Here is a 19307-nt window from a genome sequence, read left to right as displayed (position 1 = left end):
AAACGATGGAAATCATTGGATTACTCACTATTGGACTTCCTTTTCTGGGGGCAATACTCATCTTGTTTGCCTCTGAGCAGTCTGCAAAGTGGATTTGTCAGTTTTTTGCAGTATTGGCGACATTGGGAACATGGGGATTGTCTTATCTCTTTTTCTCGACAGGTGGCGAAGCGGTTTCGGTGCCTCTGTTGCATGTAGGACATGTCCTGATTTTTGGTCTGGTTTTCGATAAAGTCAGCACCCTGATCGCCGTGGCTGTTGTCGGGTTAGGGCTGATCGTTGCGTTCTATTCTCTGGGGTATATGAGCGCCGGGAACAAAGAACACGCACAACATGGCGCGAAACGATATTATGTGTTTCTGCTGATCTTTATCGGTGCTATGGCTGGTCTGGTCTTCTCTTCAACCATTCTGGGGCAATTGCTGTTCTTTGAAATTACGGGGGCTTGTTCTTGGTCTCTGATCGGTTATTACCAGACACCGTTGGCGTTTCGTTCGGCACTGAAAGCCCTGATTGTCACTCATATTGCTTCATTGGGGTTATTCATCGCTGCGGCGACCCTGTTTGTTCAGGCGGGGACGTTTGAACTGACCGCAATTGCAGGGCTAAACCCAATCGCCAAAATGGTGGTGTTGTTTGGCATCATGTTTGCCGCGTGGGGGAAATCGGCTCAACTACCGATGCACATGTGGCTTCCCGATGCGATGAATGCACCGACGCCGATTAGTGCCTATTTGCATGCTGCTTCGATGGTCAAAGTCGGTGTTTACATTTTTGCCCGCAGCATTCTGTCTGCCGGCACGATTCCTGAAGTTGTCGGGATCGTCGGGATCGTCGGGGCGATGATCACCATGATCTACGGTTTTTTGATGTACTTGCCGCAGAAAGATATGAAGCGGTTGTTGGCTTACTCAACGATCACCCAGTTAGCCTACATTTTTCTGGCACTTTCGATGGCGGCGATGGGATCATCTCTGGCACTGGAAAGCGGTGTTGCTTACATCTTCAACCATGCCTTTGCCAAATGTTTGTTCTTCTTTGTTGCGGGCTCATTCAGCTATGCCTGCGGCACCCGAATGCTTCCTCAACTGAAAGGGGTGATTCGTAAATCACCGTTATTAGGCGTTGCGTTTTGTATCGCTGCCATGGCAATCGCAGGGGTTCCGCCATTGAATGGCTTCTTCAGTAAATTTCCGTTGTTTGAGGCCGGATTCCATCTCTCTGCGACACATGCCTGGCTGACGCCGCTGTTGATTCTGGCGCTGGTTGAGTCTATCGCGACATTTGGCTGGCTGTTGTATTGGTTTGGCCGAACTATTATCGGTGAGCCTTCTGAAGCGGTTGAGCGAATGTCTCCCTTACCCAGTTCAATGAAAATAACGTTAGTTGTATTAATCGCAATGTCGGTGCTATCGAGTGTGATTGCTTCAACATGGCTTCAATAGGAGATGCATAATGGATGATCTCATGATGAATAATCTTGCCGGATTGTTAGTCATCACGTCTTATTTTGTGGTGATTGCCCGTCAGGCTAGAACTGCATCTTGGCTATATGCCTGTCAGTCTTTGGTGTTGGTACTGCTCTTTGTGGTTATTGCTGACCATTATGACGCGAGTGATTTGTACCTTTGGTCGATGACTGCTTTTATTTCGAAAGTGGTTTTGTTACCGACGATTTTATATATCCAGTTAGGAAAAATGCGGGATGCAGAGGCGGAAAAGGTCATGTTTCACCCGGCGTTGATTGCTGTTTTCGTCGTGGTGATTAGTCTGGTCTGTCTCTATATCATCCAGCCCGTGGCACTGCCGATGGTTGAAACACTCAAACCGGCTCTCGCCGTATCGCTGGCGCATTTCTTTATTGGGCTGCTTTGTATTATCACGCAAAGAAACATTCTCAAGCAGTTATTCGGCTATTGCCTGATGGAGAATGGCTCATCGCTGATGTTAGCGCTGGTTGCACATCGCGCACCTCACTTATTGGAAATCGGTATCACCATTGACGCGATCTTTGCGGTGATTGTGATGGTGATTCTGGCTCGGTTAATTTTTCGCAGACTCAATACGTTGGATGTGAAACAACTGACTGTATTGAAAGGGTAATTGTATGATGTCAATGAATAATCTATTTCCGTTTTTGCTTGGCATTCCCTTCATCGCAGCAATGATTGCTTTTGTTTGTATTGCGCTACGAGACCAATTCCGGCAATTATCTATGGTGATCCATCTTGTCAGTGTCGTGGCAACCTGGGGCATCAGTTGGGGGATGGCCGCGGCAGTGTTCGAGCATGGTGCGATTTTCTCTGCCGGGAATTGGCTGATGCTCGACGGACTATCCGCACTGTTCCTTGCAGTGCTCGGGCTGGTGGCATTGTGTACCGGGATCCATTCGGTCGGTTATATCGGGCATGAGTATCAACACGGTGAATTGTCAGGTAAGCAAGTCTCGCTGTTTTACGGGCTGTTCAACCTGTTTTTGGCGACCATGCTGGTTGCTTTAACGGCCAACAATATCATGATGATGTGGGTCGCGATTGAAGCAACAACCGTGAGTTCTGTCTTTTTGGTTGGCTTGTACTATCAACGTTCATCACTGGAAGCGGCCTGGAAATACATCATGTTGTGCAGTGTCGGGGTTGCATTTGGCTTATTCGGCACCGTGATGACCTATGCTAATGCCGTTGCCGTATTCGATGCGCCGGAGCAGGCGTTGCTATGGACAACGCTACGGGATCACGCGCATTTGCTTGATCCGCGCCTGATGCAAATTGCCTTTATCTTTATCGTCATTGGGTTTGGGACCAAAACCGGTTTATTTCCCATGCACACTTGGTTGCCGGATGCGCACTCCGAAGCGCCCAGCCCGGTTTCCGGATTGCTTTCAGCAGGGTTGTTAAACTGCGCGCTGCTGATCATTTTGCGTCATTTCGCCATCAGTTCTATCGTGCTTGGCAGTGATTTTGCCCGCTCTCTGATGCTCGGATTCGGGCTGCTATCGGTTGGGGTGGCTGCATTATTCATTTTGGTTCAGCAAGATATCAAGCGGTTGTTAGCTTACTCCAGTGTCGAAAATATGGGATTAATCGCCTTCGCGATTGGTCTTGGTCCGCTGGGGATTTTTGCCGCACTGCTGCATATGATGAATCACAGTCTTGGTAAAACACTGATGTTCTGTGGCGCCGGCAATATCATGTTGAAGTACGGTACCCGGGACATGAGTATCATCAAAGGTGTGGTCCGGATTGCACCATGGACCGGTATTCTGTTTGGCGCCGGTGCCCTCGCGCTTGGCGGTGTGCCTCCATTTAATCTCTTCGTCAGTGAATTTTTGATTATTTGTTCCGGGTTGTATGCCCAACATCCGGTGTTAATCATCATTTTACTCCTACTGTTGACGCTGGTTCTGGCTGGATTTGCCCGGATGGTTGCGGGATGCGTGATGGGAGCCGCCCCTGAGCATGTTGAAAAAGGGGAAGTGAATTATCTGACCGTGTGTCCGCTGGTGGTGCTGATTGTGCTAATGGTTGTGATGGGGACCCATATTCCGAACACGATTTTGCATGGTGTCGAGCAAGCGACACAAATTGTCATTAATCAACCCGATCAACCCCTCCTTGAAACACTCAATCTCCCTTGGCAACAAGGGATAGAACATATTTCTTCAAGCAGTGACAGTCTATCGGCTGTTTCTCTGACTGAATCGATCAACTAGAGGCCTTATGACATGGACCAATTGAATAGAAATACGCAACATCAGATCGGGAAGCGCTATGTCGATGGGGTGCGTCAATATTTTCCAGCGGCAATCGAGGATGAAGCTTGGCAGGCTGACAATCAGGTGACGTTGACCGTCAAAATGACCTCGTTGGTTGAGGTGATGAAATGGCTCTACTATGACCAAGGGGGATGGTTATCGGTTTCTTTTGGCAATGATGAACGTGTATTGAACGGATGCTTCGGTGTTTATCATGCCTTATCGATGGAAGGTGAAGTCAAAAGCTGGGTGATCGTCAAAGTCTTGGTCAATGCCAACGATCAGGAATTTATCTCAATCACGCCTGAGATCCCAGCCGCCGTGTGGGGAGAGCGTGAGATTCGGGATATGTTCGGTCTGCGCCCCATCGGTTTGCCGGATGAGCGTCGTCTGGTTCTTCCCGATGACTGGCCGGAGGATTTGCACCCTTTACGTAAAGACGCCATGGATTACCGTCAGCGTCCGCAGCCGACAACTGATACGGAAACTTATCCGTTTATCAATGAATTGGGGAGTGATTCTGACCGCATCGTTCCCGTCGGCCCTTTGCATATCACCAGTGATGAACCCGGCCATTTTCGCTTATTTGTTGATGGTGAAGATATTATCGATGCCGATTACCGGATGTTTTATGTCCACCGCGGCATGGAAAAATTAGCAGAGACGCGGATGGGCTACCACGAAGTGGGCTTTCTTGCGGATCGGGTGTGTGGGATTTGTGGATTTACCCATAGCGTGGGATATAACAATTCCGTCGAGACGGCTCTGAATATTCAAGTCCCGGCGCGCGGCAAGATGATTCGGACGGTATTACTGGAAGTCGAGCGCTTGCATAGCCATTTACTCAATATCGGTTTGTCGAGTCACTTTGTCGGCTTTGATTCCGGTTTCATGCAATTTTTCCGCGTTCGCGAGAAAACCATGGAACTCGCGGAGCTACTGACCGGTGCCAGAAAAACCTATGGTATGAACTTGATTGGCGGGGTGCGGCGTGATTTTCTCAAAGAACAGCGTACCAAGGGCATTGCCATGATTCGTGAAGTTCGTCAGTCATTTACCGAGTTAGTCGATGTCCTGCTTTCGACCCCGAATATTGACAGCCGGATTTCAGGCGTCGGTGTACTTGCGAAAGACATTGCCCGTGATTTTAGTCCGGTGGGGCCTTTGGTACGCGGGAGTGGGTTTGCCCGGGATGCCCGGATTGTGCACGGTCAATCACTGGAATCTTACGGTCAGGTACCGCTTGATTTACACCATTTTGACAGTGGTGATGTGCAGGCGCGTCTTCTGATTCGAATTCGTGAAGTGTTCGACTCACTCAATATTGCTGAGTTTGGTTTAGACCATCTCCCCGAGGGCGCTATCTTGACTGAAGACTTTCAGTACGTGCCTCACCGGTTTGCTTTGGGATATACCGAGGCTCCACGGGGTGAAAATATCCACTGGAGCATGACGGGGGATAATCAGAAGCTATTCCGCTGGCGCTGTCGGGCGGCGACTTATGCCAACTGGCCGACGTTACGTTATATGCTGCGGGGTAATACGGTTGCCGATGCGCCTCTGATTATCGGGAGCCTTGATCCCTGTTACTCCTGTACGGATCGCGTCACCATCATTGATACCAAGAAAAAGCGGTCTCAAACCGTGCCTTATAAAACGATTGAGCAGTACAGCATCAATCGCAAAAAATCACCCCTGAAATCAATGTGAGGTTGTGATGTTAAAGCTACTCAAAACCGTTTTAAAAACAGGAGATGCAACGGCCAAGTATCCGTTTGCACCGTATGAAGTCTCTAGCGACTTTCGGGGTAAACCGGAACTGGACCCCGCGCAATGTATTGCGTGTGGTGCCTGCATGAGGGCCTGTCCTGCCAATGCGTTAGTGATGGAGACCGATGAACAGAAGGGTACCCGTCGCTGGGAGCTTTCATTGGCGCGTTGTATCTATTGCGGACGCTGCGAAGAAGTCTGTCCGACTCATGCGTTGGTCCTGTCACAACAGTTTGAACTGGCTGTGACCAACAAAGCCGATTTATATGAACAGGCCGAGTTCGAGCTGGTCAATTGCAGAGAATGTGATCGCCCCTTCATCGCTAAAAAATTATTCGATTATGTTATGGAGACGCTTCAGCACGCTGGGTTGAGTGGTGAGTCGCTGGAAATGCGTCGCCATCAGTTGGAAAGTTGCCCTGAATGTCGGCGTCAGGCCAACATGCTTGACGGGCAGAATTTAGCATGTCACCGCTACGTTACTGCCGAGCCGATACCGGTCAAACATATCGCTGCAACGCATCAGCCAGATCCCAGTCCGTCAGAGAACCGTTGTTCTGCGAACCACATGCCCAACATCAATCCCACCGATATTCATCGTGAGGAGGTACAGTGAAAGGTATTCAGCAATTATCGGGTGTTCATCATACGCAGACACAGCCTGTTGAAGTCACCCCTGAACATCAAGCATTGAAGCAAACACTTTTAAAACAGATCAAACGGTCAGCCTATGTTTATCGGGTGGACTGTGGGGGATGTAATGGTTGTGAAATTGAGATTTTTGCAGCCACCACGCCCGTTTATGATACCGAACGATTCGGTATCAAGGTGGTTGCCAGTCCTCGTCATGCCGACATTTTACTCTTTACCGGTGCAGTCACGCGGGCAATGCGTGCGCCTGCGTTACGCGCCTATGAAGCCGCCCCCGATCCAAAAATTGTCGTGTCGTATGGCGCATGTGGGTGTGATGGCGGCATTTTTCATGACCTCTATTGTGTCTGGGGCGGTACAGACAAAATTGTGCCGGTTGATGTTTATATTCCCGGTTGCCCTCCGACACCCGCCGCCACGCTTTATGGATTCGCGGTCGCTTTAGGGTTACTTGAACAAAAAATGCATGCCAAAACCCATGATGCAGAGGCAACCCCTGCCAGCATCAGTCATACCGGTATTCCTCAGGATATTCGCGTCATGATCGAACGGGAGGCGCGTTTATTGGCCGGTTATCGTCAGGGCAACCGGATTGCCGATGAGCTGATGTCTGTGCTGGAAGGGTGTCATGCCGACAATGTCGATGCGCAGATCCAAGCCTATATTCATCAACATAACGATCCGCGTTTGACCGAGATTGTTGAAACGCTCATGCGGTCAGTGATGAAACAGCTTGTCGGTGATGCGCTGAAAGAAGGAGGTTCTTGTCATGGTTGTGGCTGATACGCAAACCGAAACACATTCAAGGCACTTAAAGGAGCGGGTGCGCTTTTATCGGTTAACGCGCAAGTTTGTTGATGAAAAAGAGGTGCCTAAAGAAGCGCAACAGATCATGTACTACAGTCTGGCAATTGGACATCACCTTGGCATTGTGGATTGTCTTCAGTCAGAGATGGATTGTCATGGTGAAGAATATTTGGCGTGGATTGAGGGATTACCGAAAGACAGTGAGGCATACCGGAAGATGGAAGGATTTCTCAAATTTGGAGAGATCACGATTTTTCCGGAGCACATTCATATGTTGGCGTTGGCATTCCAGAAAATTAGTCCGACGACACAGTCTGAGACGTCGCAGCGTTTGACCGCCGGGTTGATCGAGATTCTCAATGCCATTCATCGGGAGCCGACAATGTATTTGATGATTCGAGGAACGGTGCAATGAGCAGACAAATATTGTTGACGGTCGGGAACACCATGATGGGCGATGACGGAGCGGGCCCTTTGCTGGCCAAGCGTTGTCTGGAGCAACCGATAGACCGTTGGGAAGTGTTAGAAGGCGGCACGATGCCAGAAGATACATTGCATCGGATTCGTCATATCAAGCCAGAGCGTGTACTCGTTGTTGATGCGGCAGATTTCGGTGAAAAAGCCGGAGAGATTCGCATCATTGATCCCGACACGATTGCTGAGATGTTTATGGTCTCCACCCATAGCTTACCGCTGAACTTTCTAATCGATGAACTGAAAACCTTTGTGCCTCATGTCACGTTTATCGGTATTCAACCCGCGATTGTGGCATTTTCGGCACCAATGACCGATATGGTCAAAGACGCCGTCGATACAATTTATCAAACTTTGTCTGAATGGCATGACGACATGGATTTTGAGCATTGCTAATGCGTGATGACAAAAGTGTCGAAGTTCGACACTTTTGTCATTGGGCAATCAGGTCAAAAGAAATACTGAGCTTCCTGATTGGATTTGTTTTGTTATTTATCACTTATTTATTTTTATAAATCATCATCTTAAATGATTTTAAATCGTAACTCCCGGATTGGCACGTGTTGTGCCTGTAATGATTAACCACCCCCAGAGTCTGAAGATACTCTGTTGTATTGACACAAAAAGGATACAGCATGAATCGATTTGTTTTTGCTGACGCCAATAAGTGTATTGGTTGTCGAACCTGTGAGATTGCATGTGCGGTCGCTCATCAGGATGAGTCATCGGGTACTTTGAATGGAACCGAGGAATTTGCGCCTCGCTTACAACTGGTGAAAAACGCGGAAGTCTCCGTTCCTGTGATGTGTCGTCAGTGTGACGATGCCCCATGTGCGCAAGTTTGCCCTAATCATGCCATTGTTCATGAAGATGGTTACGTGAAGGTGATTCAGTCCCGTTGTATTGGCTGTAAGACTTGTGTGATTGCCTGTCCGTATGGCGCGATGAGTGTCGTGACCCGAATGAAAAATACGGTGTCTGAACATGGCGCGCTTTTCCAAAAACAAGTGCCTCAGTCCCAAGCGCTGAAGTGTGATTTGTGTTCACAGCGAGAAGAAGGTCCTGCTTGTGTTGAGGTTTGCCCGACAGAGGCTATTCGTTTGATCGTACCTGAGTCACTGCAACAAACCAGCCAACAGAAACGAGAAGCGGCAGCGAGTCAGGCTTCTATCATTTCGGTTTGAAGCGGCATAAGAATGGAACATCGGGGATAGTGAGAAAATTATGATCGAAAAAAAATTAGTCGTGTGCCCCTATTGTGGTACAGGATGCAAGTTAAACCTACTGGTTGAAAACAATAAGGTGGTTGGTGCCGAGCCAGCGAATGGCAGAACGAATGAAGGCCAACTGTGTTTAAAAGGATACTATGGGTGGGATTTCTTAAATGACACCCAATTGCTGACACCGCGTTTGAAACAGCCGATGATTCGTCGCACCAAAAGTGACAAGCTTGAAGCGGTTTCTTGGGATGAAGCATTGGATTTTGCAGCAGAGAAGTTGTTGGCAATCAAGCAGCAATATGGTCCTGATGCGATTATGACTACAGGGTCAGCTCGTGGGCCGGGTAATGAATCCAACTATGTGATGCAAAAATTAGCCCGCGCGGTGATAGGCACGAATAACGTTGACCACTGTGCAAGGGTCTGTCATGCCCCTTCGGTTGCCGGTTTGGAATCCGTGGTAGGTAATGGTGCGATGAGTAATGCCATTCCTGAAATTGAAGAAGCCAAATGTTTGCTGATCTTTGGTTACAACGTTGCTGACTCTCATCCCGTGATTGCGAGACGCATCTTTAAAGCGCGTGACAATGGTGCAAAAGTCATTGTCTGTGATCCGCGAAAAATTGAATCGGTTCGGGTGGCTGATCAATGGCTGGCGCTTAAAAACGGTTCCAACATGGCGGTTGTCAATGCGTTGGCTTATACGCTGATTGATGAAAACCTCTATGATAAATCGTATGTGCAAAATTACACCGAAGGGTTTGATGAATTCCGTAAGATCGTCATGGATTATGCGCCTGAAAAAGTCGAACATCTGACCGGACTGAAAGCGGCTGAAGTTCGGCAAGCGGCTCGGACTTATGCCAAATCTTCCGGTGCGATGATTTTATGGGGCATGGGCGTTACCCAGTTCGGTCAGGCTGTTGATGTGGTACGCGGTTTGGCGGCTTTGGCGTTAATGACGGGTAACTTTGGCCGTCGTGGTGTTGGTTGTGGTCCGGTTCGAGGCCAGAATAATGTTCAGGGAACCTGTGATTTGGGGATGTTACCCCATCAATTTCCCGGGTATCAATCAGTTGCTGACGACCAGATTCGTGAAAAATTTGAGCAGGCTTGGGGCGTGAAGTTATCAGCAACCCCCGGTTATCGTATGACTGACATCGGTCATAAAGTTGCTGACGGCACTTGTAAGGCGTTTTATATTTTTGGTGAGGATCCTGCGCAGACCGAAGCTGATCTGAATGCGATGCGCGAGACCATGCGTCAGTTAGACCTCGTCATTGTGCAAGATATCTTCATGACCAAAACCGCTGAAATGGCTGACATTATTTTCCCATCAACCAGTTGGGGTGAACATGAAGGTGTGTATACCAGTGCTGATCGGGGATTCCAGCGTTTTTACAAAGCGGTCACTCCGCCAGAAGGTGTCAAACCTGACTGGGAGATCTTCAGTCTGCTAGCCACGCGCATGGGCTATCCGATGCAGTATGAAAATACGCAAGAAATCTGGGATGAAATGCGGGCACTGACCCCGTTATTTGCCGGGGTTACCTACGAAAAAATGGAAGGACTGAAATCTGTGATGTGGCCTTGCCCGACGGAAGACCACCCCGGAACATCGTTCTTGTTTGAAGGCAATAAGTTTGCCACCCCATCAGGAAAAGGGAAGTTTATCGGTGCGCCTTGGCGTCCACCGTTGGAACAAACGGATGCCGAGTATCCTCTCGTTCTCTCTACTGTTCGTGAAATCGGCCATTACTCATGTCGTTCGATGACGGGCAACTGCAAAGCACTTTCAACGCTGGCAGATGAACCGGGATACGTACAGATGAACCCACAGGATGCGAAGCAACGGGGCATCGCTGATCAGCAGTTAGTTTGGGTCTCTTCTCGGCGAGGCAAAGTGATTACGCGCGCCAATGTTTCAGAGCGGGTTAATGTCGGTGCGGTTTACATGACTTATCAATGGTGGATCGGTGCATGTAACGAGCTGACGATTGAGCATGTTGATCCGATTTCGAGCACACCTGAATTCAAGTATTGTGCTGTCAAGGTTGAGGCGATTGAGGATCAGGCATGGGCTGAAAACCATGTTCAGTCTGAATATAGTCAAATGAAAGCGCGACTTAAATCACATGTTGCATATGCGTGATTAGATCAATATGGGCTCTTTACGTATGTGTACAATGTTTTGTATATATTCATCTGGTGTAAAGAGCCTTTGATTGAGTCGTGACTGATTATGAATAGAATTGCTCAAGAGTTGATGAATTTTTCAAAAGCCATGCTATCGATTCACGATATGTCTGACTTATTGAAATTTCTAAATGATGAGGAATGTTCGTTTCTGCAAGTCGAGCGGATCAACATTATCCTGCATCGGGACGTTTCTGATGAATTGCTTCTTTACTATGTTGATAGCGATCAGCAAGTTCAGCATGAGACATTTCATCCTCAAGAGATAGGTTTATATCATCAGTCTTATGATGATGGCGTCTACGAACTCGATCGTGACGGCTTTGCTTATTACTATCCTCATTTTGCTGATCATCCGGCTTACCGGGACATTGGTCATTATTGCAAAATGCCGCTGAACACAGTCAGTCAGCAACTGGGAGTGATTGAGTTTATCAACCCTAAGCTCAGTCATATGGCGGATGGTGAAAAGCAGTTTCGCATGGTCAGTAGTATTCTCGTCTCTTTCATTGCGCATGTTGTCGAGCATGAATTAGCGTCAAATGTGGCTCAGCAACTGAGCCATGAGCGAGATAACTATCATATTCTGGTGGACGTGACGAATGCGGTTATCAGCCAAAATAGTAAAGAAACATTACTCAATTCTTTGCTCCGTTGTCTGAAGCAACATTTTGCGATGCATCATTTAGCACTGATTGAACCTTATCAAGGGCATTATATACAGTACACCAGTGATCTGAATCAGGGCAATATTCATCATCATTGCCATTTTTTTAGTGATGACAGTGCGTTTCACAACACGAAAGATCCTTATTCGCCCGTATTCATTCAGGGCGATGATTTAAGGCCATTATTCTTTCAGAAGAATGCAATTGAGTTTGCAGAAGATATCGAACAGCTGATCGTGATTCCCATGGTATTCCGGACCAATCGCGTCGGATACATTGCCTATATGCTGCATAAGAACGATCAAAATGTGGCGCTCGATCTTGACTTGCTTCAGCAAATTGCGGCGCGGGTTGCGATGGCGATGCATAGTTTAAGTGTGCATGAAACGCACACGAAAGTGCTGCCGAAAAGTGAATACATTTCGATTGAGTCAAAAGATGAGAAGCAGCGTATTTTTGACGATATTATCAGCCAGAGTGAGGCGATGAACCGAGTGCTTGATCAGGTTGCGATGGTCGCTGATTGTGATAGTACAGTTTTGATTCTGGGTGAAACCGGAACCGGTAAAGAACTGGTTGCCCGGGCGATTCATAAGATGAGTCGGCGTAGCCAAAAACGGATGGTGAAAATGAACTGTGCCGCCGTGCCGGAGGGGTTATTTGAGAGTGAGCTTTTCGGGCATGAACGTGGTGCATTTACCGGAGCCGTCCATCAGCGGGTTGGGCGTTTTGAGCAGGCCCATCAAGGGACGCTGTTTTTAGACGAAATCGGTGATATGCCGTTGGCGTTGCAACCGAAGTTGTTGCGGGTATTGCAGGAAAATGAAATTGAACGGGTCGGGAAAAACCAGTTGATTCAGGTTGATGTGCGGATTGTGGTTGCAACCAATGCTGATTTACTCTCCATGGTTCAGGAAAAAACGTTTCGCAATGACCTGTATTACCGATTGAATATTTTTCCGATAGAAATCCCGCCGCTCCGTCAGCGGCCGGAAGATATCCCCTTATTGGTGAAGCATTTTACACGGGTGATTGCCAAGCAAATGGGGAAAGATATTACTGCGATTACCAATGAAACGATGCGTGCACTGACCGCGTTTGCCTGGCCGGGTAATGTCAGGCAGTTACGTAACTTTATTGAGCGATCCGTGATTTTAACGCGTGGCGATGTGCTGAATGTTCCATTGGATGAATTAGTGAAATTAGGTCTGGAAGTCCCGAAAGCTGAATCGCAGCAACAGGAGCATGCCGCAGACGCTCAGCGAGAGAAAACCGATACGATTGAAATAAATCGTGATACGGTGATTCAGGCGCTTAAAGAAAGTAATGGCATTGTCGCTGGCGCCCGTGGTGCGGCTGCAAAGCTTGGTTTAAAAAGAACCACATTACTATCACGAATGCAACGGATGGGGATTAGCAGCAAGGACTATTTGCCTGAGACTGAATCAACCTCGTCATGAATCAGGATTGACCTATGAATGAATCTTTCACGGTACAGAACATTGATTCTGTCAGTCATAAAAAAATTGTTCGCTATCGGCAGGAGCATCAGTGTCATCTGGTTGACGATACGCTGATTCAGGAAGTGCCTGTTGCTTTGGAATATAACGGGGTGGCTTATACCGTCATGATGTGTACCCCCAGAGATTTAGCTATGTTTGCTGTCGGTTTTTCACTGACGGAAGGCATCATTGATCATGATCGTGATATTCATGATATCAACATTCAGATGAGCCCTGATGGCATCACGCTCTCGATCGATATTGCCAATCGCTGTATCAGCCGTCTTCAGGAAAAACGGCGGACAATGGCGGGCATGACCGGATGTGGTCTCTGTGGTACGGACCAATTGGCTCATGTTTGTCGTGTACAAACACCACTGGAAAGCCATACAACATTTCATTTGCAGAAATTGGATGATGCTTTAAATCGTTTGCAGCAGAGCCAGCAACTGAATCAACTGACCGGCTCTTGTCATGCTGCGGCATATATGAATACACACGGTGAGTTGGAAGCAGTATTTGAAGATGTCGGACGGCATATTGCGCTCGATAAATTAATCGGTTGGGTCACCAAGCATCATAAACGGAAAGGGGTGGTATTGGTCACGAGCCGAGCCAGCTTTGAAATGGTGCAAAAAGCCGCAGCCGGTGGGGTTGAAATTTTATGTGCTATCTCAGCCGCGACTGATATGGCGGTTGATTTAGCGGAACGTCTCAATGTCACGTTGTGTGGTTACTGTCGGCCGGGACAAGCCAATATTTATACGCACGCAGAAAGGATTCTCGGGTTGAATCAATAGTTGGGAATATATTTAGTCTTAGATAAAGAGAGAAACATGAAAATAAAGAATTTACTCCTCGGGTTACTGGTTTTGTTTTCTCCACTGGCATTCGCACACTCCGGTCATGGGGGAGATCATGGTTTTGAAAGTGGCATCTTGCATCCACTGACTGGTGTCGATCATCTTAGTGTGATGATCAGTGTTGGTGTCTTGGCGGCTTTATTTGGGGGAAGAAGTCGCTGGCAGATGCCGCTTTCTTTCATCGCATTGATGATTGTGGGTGGTATTTTAGGGGTATCCGGTTTAGTGATCCCGAGCGTAGAACTGTATATCGCACTCAGTGTCGTCGTGATGGGTATTTTGCTCTGGCGTAGTGTGCAGGTTTCTCATTTGTGGGTAACGGTTCTAGTCATGGCATTTGCAGTATTTCATGGGATGGCACACGGTGCAGAGATGCCGTTCAATAGCCATGCATTGGCTTATTTCAGTGGCTTTGTGCTCTCCACGTTTTTGTTACATATGACGGGCATTGTCATTGGCAGCGCTGTGTTGCGTTTTTCAGCCAGCGGCCGCTTGGTCAAAATGCTCGGCGTTATTGTTGCTATGCTGGGCGGTTCGTTTCTACTCTCTTGAGTGGGCAGGGTTTTCTTCCGTAAGAAAGTGTTCTCAGTGAGCGGGCTTTTCGTTCTCTAGTCTCTTTAGTTCTCAGGGCTGGTTGTGCCATGAATGAACGATATTTTATTTGTGTCTCCGGGGTTGTTCAGGGGGTTGGTTTCCGCCCCTTTGTCTATCAACTTGCGGTTCAGCATCATTTATCCGGCTGGGTGATGAATAGCTCTGCCGGTGTCAAAATTGACGTTCAGGGACGCAAAGAGGCACTTGATTTGTTTGTTCGGGCGCTGCATGAACGTCCGCCCCGGCTTGCCCGAGTTGATGATGTTGCTTGCTCGCGTCAGCATCTGGGGCGCGCACAAGGGTTTACCATTCATCCGAGTCAGCATGAGACGCATGTTGCCGTCAGTGTTGCTCCGGATCAATCGATCTGTCCTGAATGTTTGTCTGAAATGAACGATGAACGTTCTCCTTATTATCACTATCCATTTATCAACTGTACCCATTGTGGTCCCAGATATTCGATTATTGAGCAACTGCCTTATGATCGGGCGAATACATCGATGAAAGCGTTTGATTTCTGCCCGTCATGTTTACAGGCCTATCAAGAGCCGAGCAATCGACGCTATCATGCTCAGCCCACCAGTTGTCATCATTGTGGACCGAGGGTTTCTCTGCGTGACACCCAGGCTACCCGGTATGATGAGGTATTTGAACACGCTGCCGAGATACTCAGCCGGGGCGGTGTGATCGCTGTGAAAGGGATTGGGGGTTTCCATCTGGTTTGTGATGCAACCTTGCCAGCCAGTGTGATGAAATTGCGCCAAATGAAGCACCGTCAGCGTAAACCCTTTGCAGTCATGGTCGATTGTGTCGAAACCGCGATGCAATATGTCAGTGGGGAAACTGCCGAATGGCAGGCATTAGCCGCCAGTGCTGCACCGATCGTGTTGATGAAGCGTCGCTCTCATCCTCATATTGTCCCCGACGTTTCGTGCGACAGTCCTTATTTGGGTGTGATGCTCCCTTATACCCCGTTACATCATCTGCTATTTGAGCAATATCGTCGCTACCGGAGTGAGCCGATTCTCGTTATGACCAGCGGCAATCTTTCCGGGATGCCATTAGTGACTGACAGCGATGAGATGCTGCGTTTGTTTGGCGAGGTTTTAGATGGTGTATTGGATCATGATCGGCCGATTGCCAATCCATGTGACGATAGCATTGTTCATCAGGCCGGTCACGCCATTCGGGTACTGCGGATGGCAAGAGGTTATGCACCATTCAGTCATCACTGTGATTACCAGAGCGCACCTATTCTGGCAATGGGGGCCCAGCAAAAATCGACGATCGCTATGGCCTTGTCCGGGCAGTCGATGTTGTCGCCCTATATCGGTGATCTGGATGATTTGGATACACAACAACGATTTGAAAAGACGATTTCGTTATTTCAACATTTATACCAATGTGAGCCTTCACAATGGGTTTGTGATTATCACCCGGGATATTTTTCGACCCAGTTTGCTAAAACACAATCCGGTAGTCTTTTACAGGTACAGCATCATCACGCTCATATTCTGGCGGTAATGGCGGAATATCAGTTAACCGGCCCCGTATTAGGATTTACATTTGATGGAACCGGCATGGGGGATGATGACACGGTTTGGGGCGGGGAAGTCTTGCTGGCGGATACGCAAGGTTATCAACGTTGTGGTTGTTTAAGACCGTTTCGCTTGATTGGCGGAGAGCAGGCCATTCGTGAGCCCGCCCGGATTCTTCTGGCGATGCTACTTGAATATTATTCGCTGCAAGACATCCAGTCACTGGCACATCCGGCATTTCAATCGTGGCATGAACATGATTTTTTCAACCTTCATCAACTGTGGCTGTCCGGTCAACACTCTCCGCTGTGTACTTCTGTCGGGAGACTGTTCGATGCGTGGGCCTGTTTAGGCGCATTGCTGGAGCGGCCTGATTTTGACGGCGAAAGTGGCTTACTGGTGGAATCCGCGGCAATGACAGCGGGGCAAACCGATACGCCGTGGGAGATGAACTGGGAAGACGGCACTTCGGTATTGGATTGGCAACCGCTGTTGATTCGGGGGATTGAATCGAAAATTTGGCTCAGCCAAGAGGCCGTGTCCGATGCTTGTCAGGGGCTGATTGAAGCGCTGGCCGGGGCGATTCAGCAGATGGCGGGTCGTTATCCATCACTGCCGGTGATTGTCAGTGGCGGCGTTTTTCAGAACCGATTGTTGATGGATATCTTGTGGCACAACTGGGATGAAAACACACAGCCGATATATAGCGGCACAATGGTTCCGGTCAATGATAGCGGTATTGCGATGGGACAGCTCTGGTATGGCATTCACCAGCGCTGAGTAATTGAGAATTATCCGATGGGGCAGTCCTTGGGGCTGATTGATCGGGCAACAGAGAGTAATGAGAGATGTGTTTATGTATTCCCGCGAGTGTTGTCAGTGTCGATCAAGAACAGATGACCGCTGTCGTCGATACATTAGGTGTCGAGAGAGAAGTTAGTACCCACTTGATATCAGAACCCATTCAAGTTGGTGAACACTTACTGATTCATGTGGGATTTGCGATCAGTAAAATTGATCAGCAAGAAGCAAAGGAAAGTCTGCAAACCTATCGCGAACTGATCAGTCAGGTTGGTTCTGATGAAATGTGGGTCGGGTAAAGTGATGAATGACGAAATAACGGTGACAGATTCGGTCCGGACTTTGTATCAGGGCTTTCGGCAACCGGCTGTGATTCGTGCTTTGGCGGAGCAAATTCGACATAAAGCGCGTGATTTACCGGAGCCGCTTTACATGATGGAAGTGTGTGGCGGGCACACGCACACCATTATGAAATATGGCATTCAACAACTATTGCCGGAGAATTTACATTTTGTGCATGGGCCGGGGTGCCCGGTTTGTATCATGCCGAAAGAACGGATTGACCATGCCATTATTCTGGCACAGACCGAAGGGGTCATTCTGGTGACCTTAGGCGATATGATTCGGGTGCCGGGTTCTCGTTTGTCTTTGGCGGAATGTCGGGCCAATGGCGGTTCGGTTGTGCCGATTTATGACCCGATGGATGTGCTTGAGATTGCACAACAGAATCCACAGCAGAAGGTGGTTTATTTCGCTATCGGTTTTGAAACCACAACCCCCATGACTGCGGTTTTAGTACAACAAGCGCGACGTCTACAACTGACCAATCTCAGTTTTCACATTAATCATGTACTGGTGCCTCCTGCAATGGATGCAGTGATGGCGGATTCAATGACGCGCGTGAATGCATTTCTCGGCCCGTCGCATGTCAGCGTGATAACCGGTGCAAAGATTTATCAACCGATCGTTCAGCATTACCAAATTCCGGTGGTGGTGGCCGGGTTTGAGCCTGTCGATGTGTTGGAATCGGTATTGATGCTGGTTGAACTCGCTTTGAGTGGCCAGCCTGCTTTGCAGACGCAATACTCGCGAGCGGTTTCATTTGAGGGAAATGCTGTTGCTCAGACATGTATTGCCGATGTTTTCGATGTCCGCGCTGCATTTAACTGGCGTGGGTTGGGGAATATTCCGCAGTCTGCCCTGAAGCTTCGGGCGCAATATGCGGATATGGACGCGGAAGTATTGTTTGAATCGCTGTTACCACAAGCCCCGGTACCGGATCACAAAGCGTGCCGCTGCGGGGATATTTTACGCGGGCTTGCCAGCCCGACGGATTGCAAAGTTTTTGGTAAAGCATGTCAACCGAGTCGGCCGATGGGGAGTTGTATGGTGAGCTCTGAAGGTGCTTGCAATGCTTATTATCGTTATGCCGGTTTTCATACAGCGCCACAGGAGTAATCATTCATGAACAAACAACCGACAGTTCAATTGAGCCATGGTGGTGGCGGTGTGGAGATGAATCACCTGATCCGGCATCTGTTTTGGCAACGGTTTGGTAACGATATTCTCAATCAGGCTGAAGATGCTGCAACATTGAATATCCCGTCACCACTGGCTATGACCACCGACAGTTTCACCGTTTCTCCCCATTTTTTTGCCGGTGGCAACATCGGGACACTTGCGGTCGCCGGGACTTGTAATGACTTGGCGATGGTTGCAGCAAAACCGACTTATTTGAGTTGTAGCTTTATCATTGAAGAAGGCACGCTCATCCGTGAGTTAGAGGCAATTGTCGATGCCATGGCAACAGAGCTTGCAGTCGGTCAGACCCAAATCGTCTGTGGTGATACCAAAGTCGTGCCCAGAGGCATGGCTGATAAGGTGTTCATCAATACCACGGGTATCGGTGCAATACAAAAAGCGGATGTCTCGGCTCACCGAATCATGGCCGGGGATGTGATTTTGGTTTCCCGGGATATCGGGTGCCACGGCGCTTGTATTCTGGCTGCCAGAGAATCATTACGGCTTGCTCACCCCATCATCAGTGACTGTGCCGTATTGTGGCCAGTGGTTGAGGCGTTGTTAGCCGATTCCATCGATATCCATGCGATGCGTGATGCAACGCGTGGTGGACTGTCTGCGGTGTTGAATGAATGGTGTCAGAGTAGCGGGCTGCAACTGGCGATTGAGGAAGCACAAATCCCGGTCGATGATGCCGTGCGGGGTATCTGTGAATTATGTGGGTTTGAGCCCTGTGATTTGGCGAATGAAGGGACGTTTGTCATTGCGGTCCCTGCGGCACAGGCACAGCGGACGCTTGAAGTCTTGCAGCAGTTTCATTCACAGGCAGCGGTGATTGGCGAAGCCGTCTCGTTATCGCCGGCGAAACCCGTCTTGCATACCGCGTGGGGAAGTCGGCGCTATCTTGATTTCCCCGCAGGCGAGTTATTACCGCGCATTTGCTAGGAG

At 48.7% G+C, this 19307-nt stretch carries 17 protein-coding genes; all 17 read left to right on the top strand.

The window, feature by feature from the left end:
- Positions 1-5 precede the first annotated feature (5 nt).
- The 17 genes from MKS89_RS13685 (at position 6) to hypE (ending at position 19304) form a co-directional block, all read left to right on the top strand.
- Positions 6-1445 (top strand): hydrogenase 4 subunit D, encoded by a 1440-nt coding sequence (locus MKS89_RS13685; RefSeq protein ID WP_072958037.1) that lies wholly within the window; start codon positions 6-8, stop codon positions 1443-1445.
- 22 nt (positions 1446-1467) lie between these two features.
- Positions 1468-2103: a hydrogenase 4 membrane subunit gene (gene hyfE / locus MKS89_RS13680; RefSeq protein ID WP_242656021.1), complete on the top strand. Its 636-nt coding sequence runs from the start codon at positions 1468-1470 to the stop codon at positions 2101-2103.
- 4 nt (positions 2104-2107) lie between these two features.
- A complete protein-coding gene (locus MKS89_RS13675) occupies positions 2108-3712 on the top strand; it encodes a hydrogenase 4 subunit F (RefSeq protein WP_205409151.1) in 1605 nt (534 codons plus the stop codon).
- 12 nt (positions 3713-3724) lie between these two features.
- Positions 3725-5464 carry a hydrogenase large subunit gene (locus MKS89_RS13670; RefSeq protein WP_072958042.1) on the top strand — a complete coding sequence of 580 codons (1740 nt, stop codon included), beginning with the start codon at positions 3725-3727 and terminating at the stop codon, positions 5462-5464.
- 7 nt (positions 5465-5471) lie between these two features.
- Complete coding sequence (locus tag MKS89_RS13665) at positions 5472-6140, top strand: formate hydrogenlyase complex iron-sulfur subunit (protein ID WP_077316405.1); 669 nt, start codon at positions 5472-5474, stop codon at positions 6138-6140.
- Positions 6137-6958: an NADH-quinone oxidoreductase subunit B family protein gene (locus MKS89_RS13660; protein ID WP_072958045.1), complete on the top strand. Its 822-nt coding sequence runs from the start codon at positions 6137-6139 to the stop codon at positions 6956-6958. The genes MKS89_RS13665 and MKS89_RS13660 overlap by 4 nt, the downstream gene beginning before the upstream one ends.
- Entirely contained in the window at positions 6945-7397 is a 453-nt protein-coding gene (locus tag MKS89_RS13655) for a formate hydrogenlyase maturation HycH family protein (protein WP_021019737.1), read from the top strand. The genes MKS89_RS13660 and MKS89_RS13655 overlap by 14 nt, the downstream gene beginning before the upstream one ends.
- A complete protein-coding gene (gene hycI, locus MKS89_RS13650) occupies positions 7394-7852 on the top strand; it encodes a hydrogenase maturation peptidase HycI (protein ID WP_072958048.1) in 459 nt (152 codons plus the stop codon). The genes MKS89_RS13655 and hycI overlap by 4 nt, the downstream gene beginning before the upstream one ends.
- A 239-nt stretch (positions 7853-8091) precedes the next feature.
- Positions 8092-8640, top strand: coding sequence for a 4Fe-4S dicluster domain-containing protein (locus tag MKS89_RS13645; RefSeq protein WP_072958050.1), 549 nt, complete (start codon positions 8092-8094; stop codon positions 8638-8640).
- A 43-nt stretch (positions 8641-8683) separates the two neighbouring features.
- Complete coding sequence (fdhF, locus tag MKS89_RS13640; protein WP_072958415.1) at positions 8684-10828, top strand: formate dehydrogenase subunit alpha; 2145 nt, start codon at positions 8684-8686, stop codon at positions 10826-10828.
- A 90-nt stretch (positions 10829-10918) separates the two neighbouring features.
- The gene (locus MKS89_RS13635) at positions 10919-13000 is read left to right on the top strand and encodes a sigma 54-interacting transcriptional regulator (protein ID WP_072958052.1); all 2082 of its coding nucleotides are present in this window, start codon (positions 10919-10921) and stop codon (positions 12998-13000) included.
- Positions 13001-13014: 14 nt separating this feature from the next.
- A complete protein-coding gene (gene fdhD / locus MKS89_RS13630; RefSeq protein WP_072958055.1) occupies positions 13015-13842 on the top strand; it encodes a formate dehydrogenase accessory sulfurtransferase FdhD in 828 nt (275 codons plus the stop codon).
- 36 nt (positions 13843-13878) lie between these two features.
- Positions 13879-14457 (top strand): HupE/UreJ family protein, encoded by a 579-nt coding sequence (locus tag MKS89_RS13625; protein ID WP_072958057.1) that lies wholly within the window; start codon positions 13879-13881, stop codon positions 14455-14457.
- An 89-nt stretch (positions 14458-14546) separates the two neighbouring features.
- Positions 14547-16817: a carbamoyltransferase HypF gene (gene hypF, locus MKS89_RS13620; protein ID WP_072958060.1), complete on the top strand. Its 2271-nt coding sequence runs from the start codon at positions 14547-14549 to the stop codon at positions 16815-16817.
- A 68-nt stretch (positions 16818-16885) separates the two neighbouring features.
- A complete protein-coding gene (locus tag MKS89_RS13615) occupies positions 16886-17137 on the top strand; it encodes a HypC/HybG/HupF family hydrogenase formation chaperone (RefSeq protein ID WP_072958062.1) in 252 nt (83 codons plus the stop codon).
- A 4-nt stretch (positions 17138-17141) separates the two neighbouring features.
- Entirely contained in the window at positions 17142-18296 is a 1155-nt protein-coding gene (gene hypD / locus MKS89_RS13610) for a hydrogenase formation protein HypD (protein ID WP_077316409.1), read from the top strand.
- A gap of 6 nt (positions 18297-18302) precedes the next feature.
- On the top strand, positions 18303-19304 hold the full coding sequence (gene hypE / locus MKS89_RS13605) for a hydrogenase expression/formation protein HypE (protein WP_072958063.1): 1002 nt from the start codon (positions 18303-18305) through the stop codon (positions 19302-19304).
- The last annotated feature ends 3 nt before the right edge of the window (positions 19305-19307 follow it).

Source organism: Vibrio gazogenes, assembly GCF_023920225.1.
Lineage (GTDB): Bacteria > Pseudomonadota > Gammaproteobacteria > Enterobacterales > Vibrionaceae > Vibrio > Vibrio gazogenes.
The sequence above is the reverse complement of the archived record's forward strand: the minus strand, read 5'-3'. Positions and strand labels throughout refer to the sequence as shown.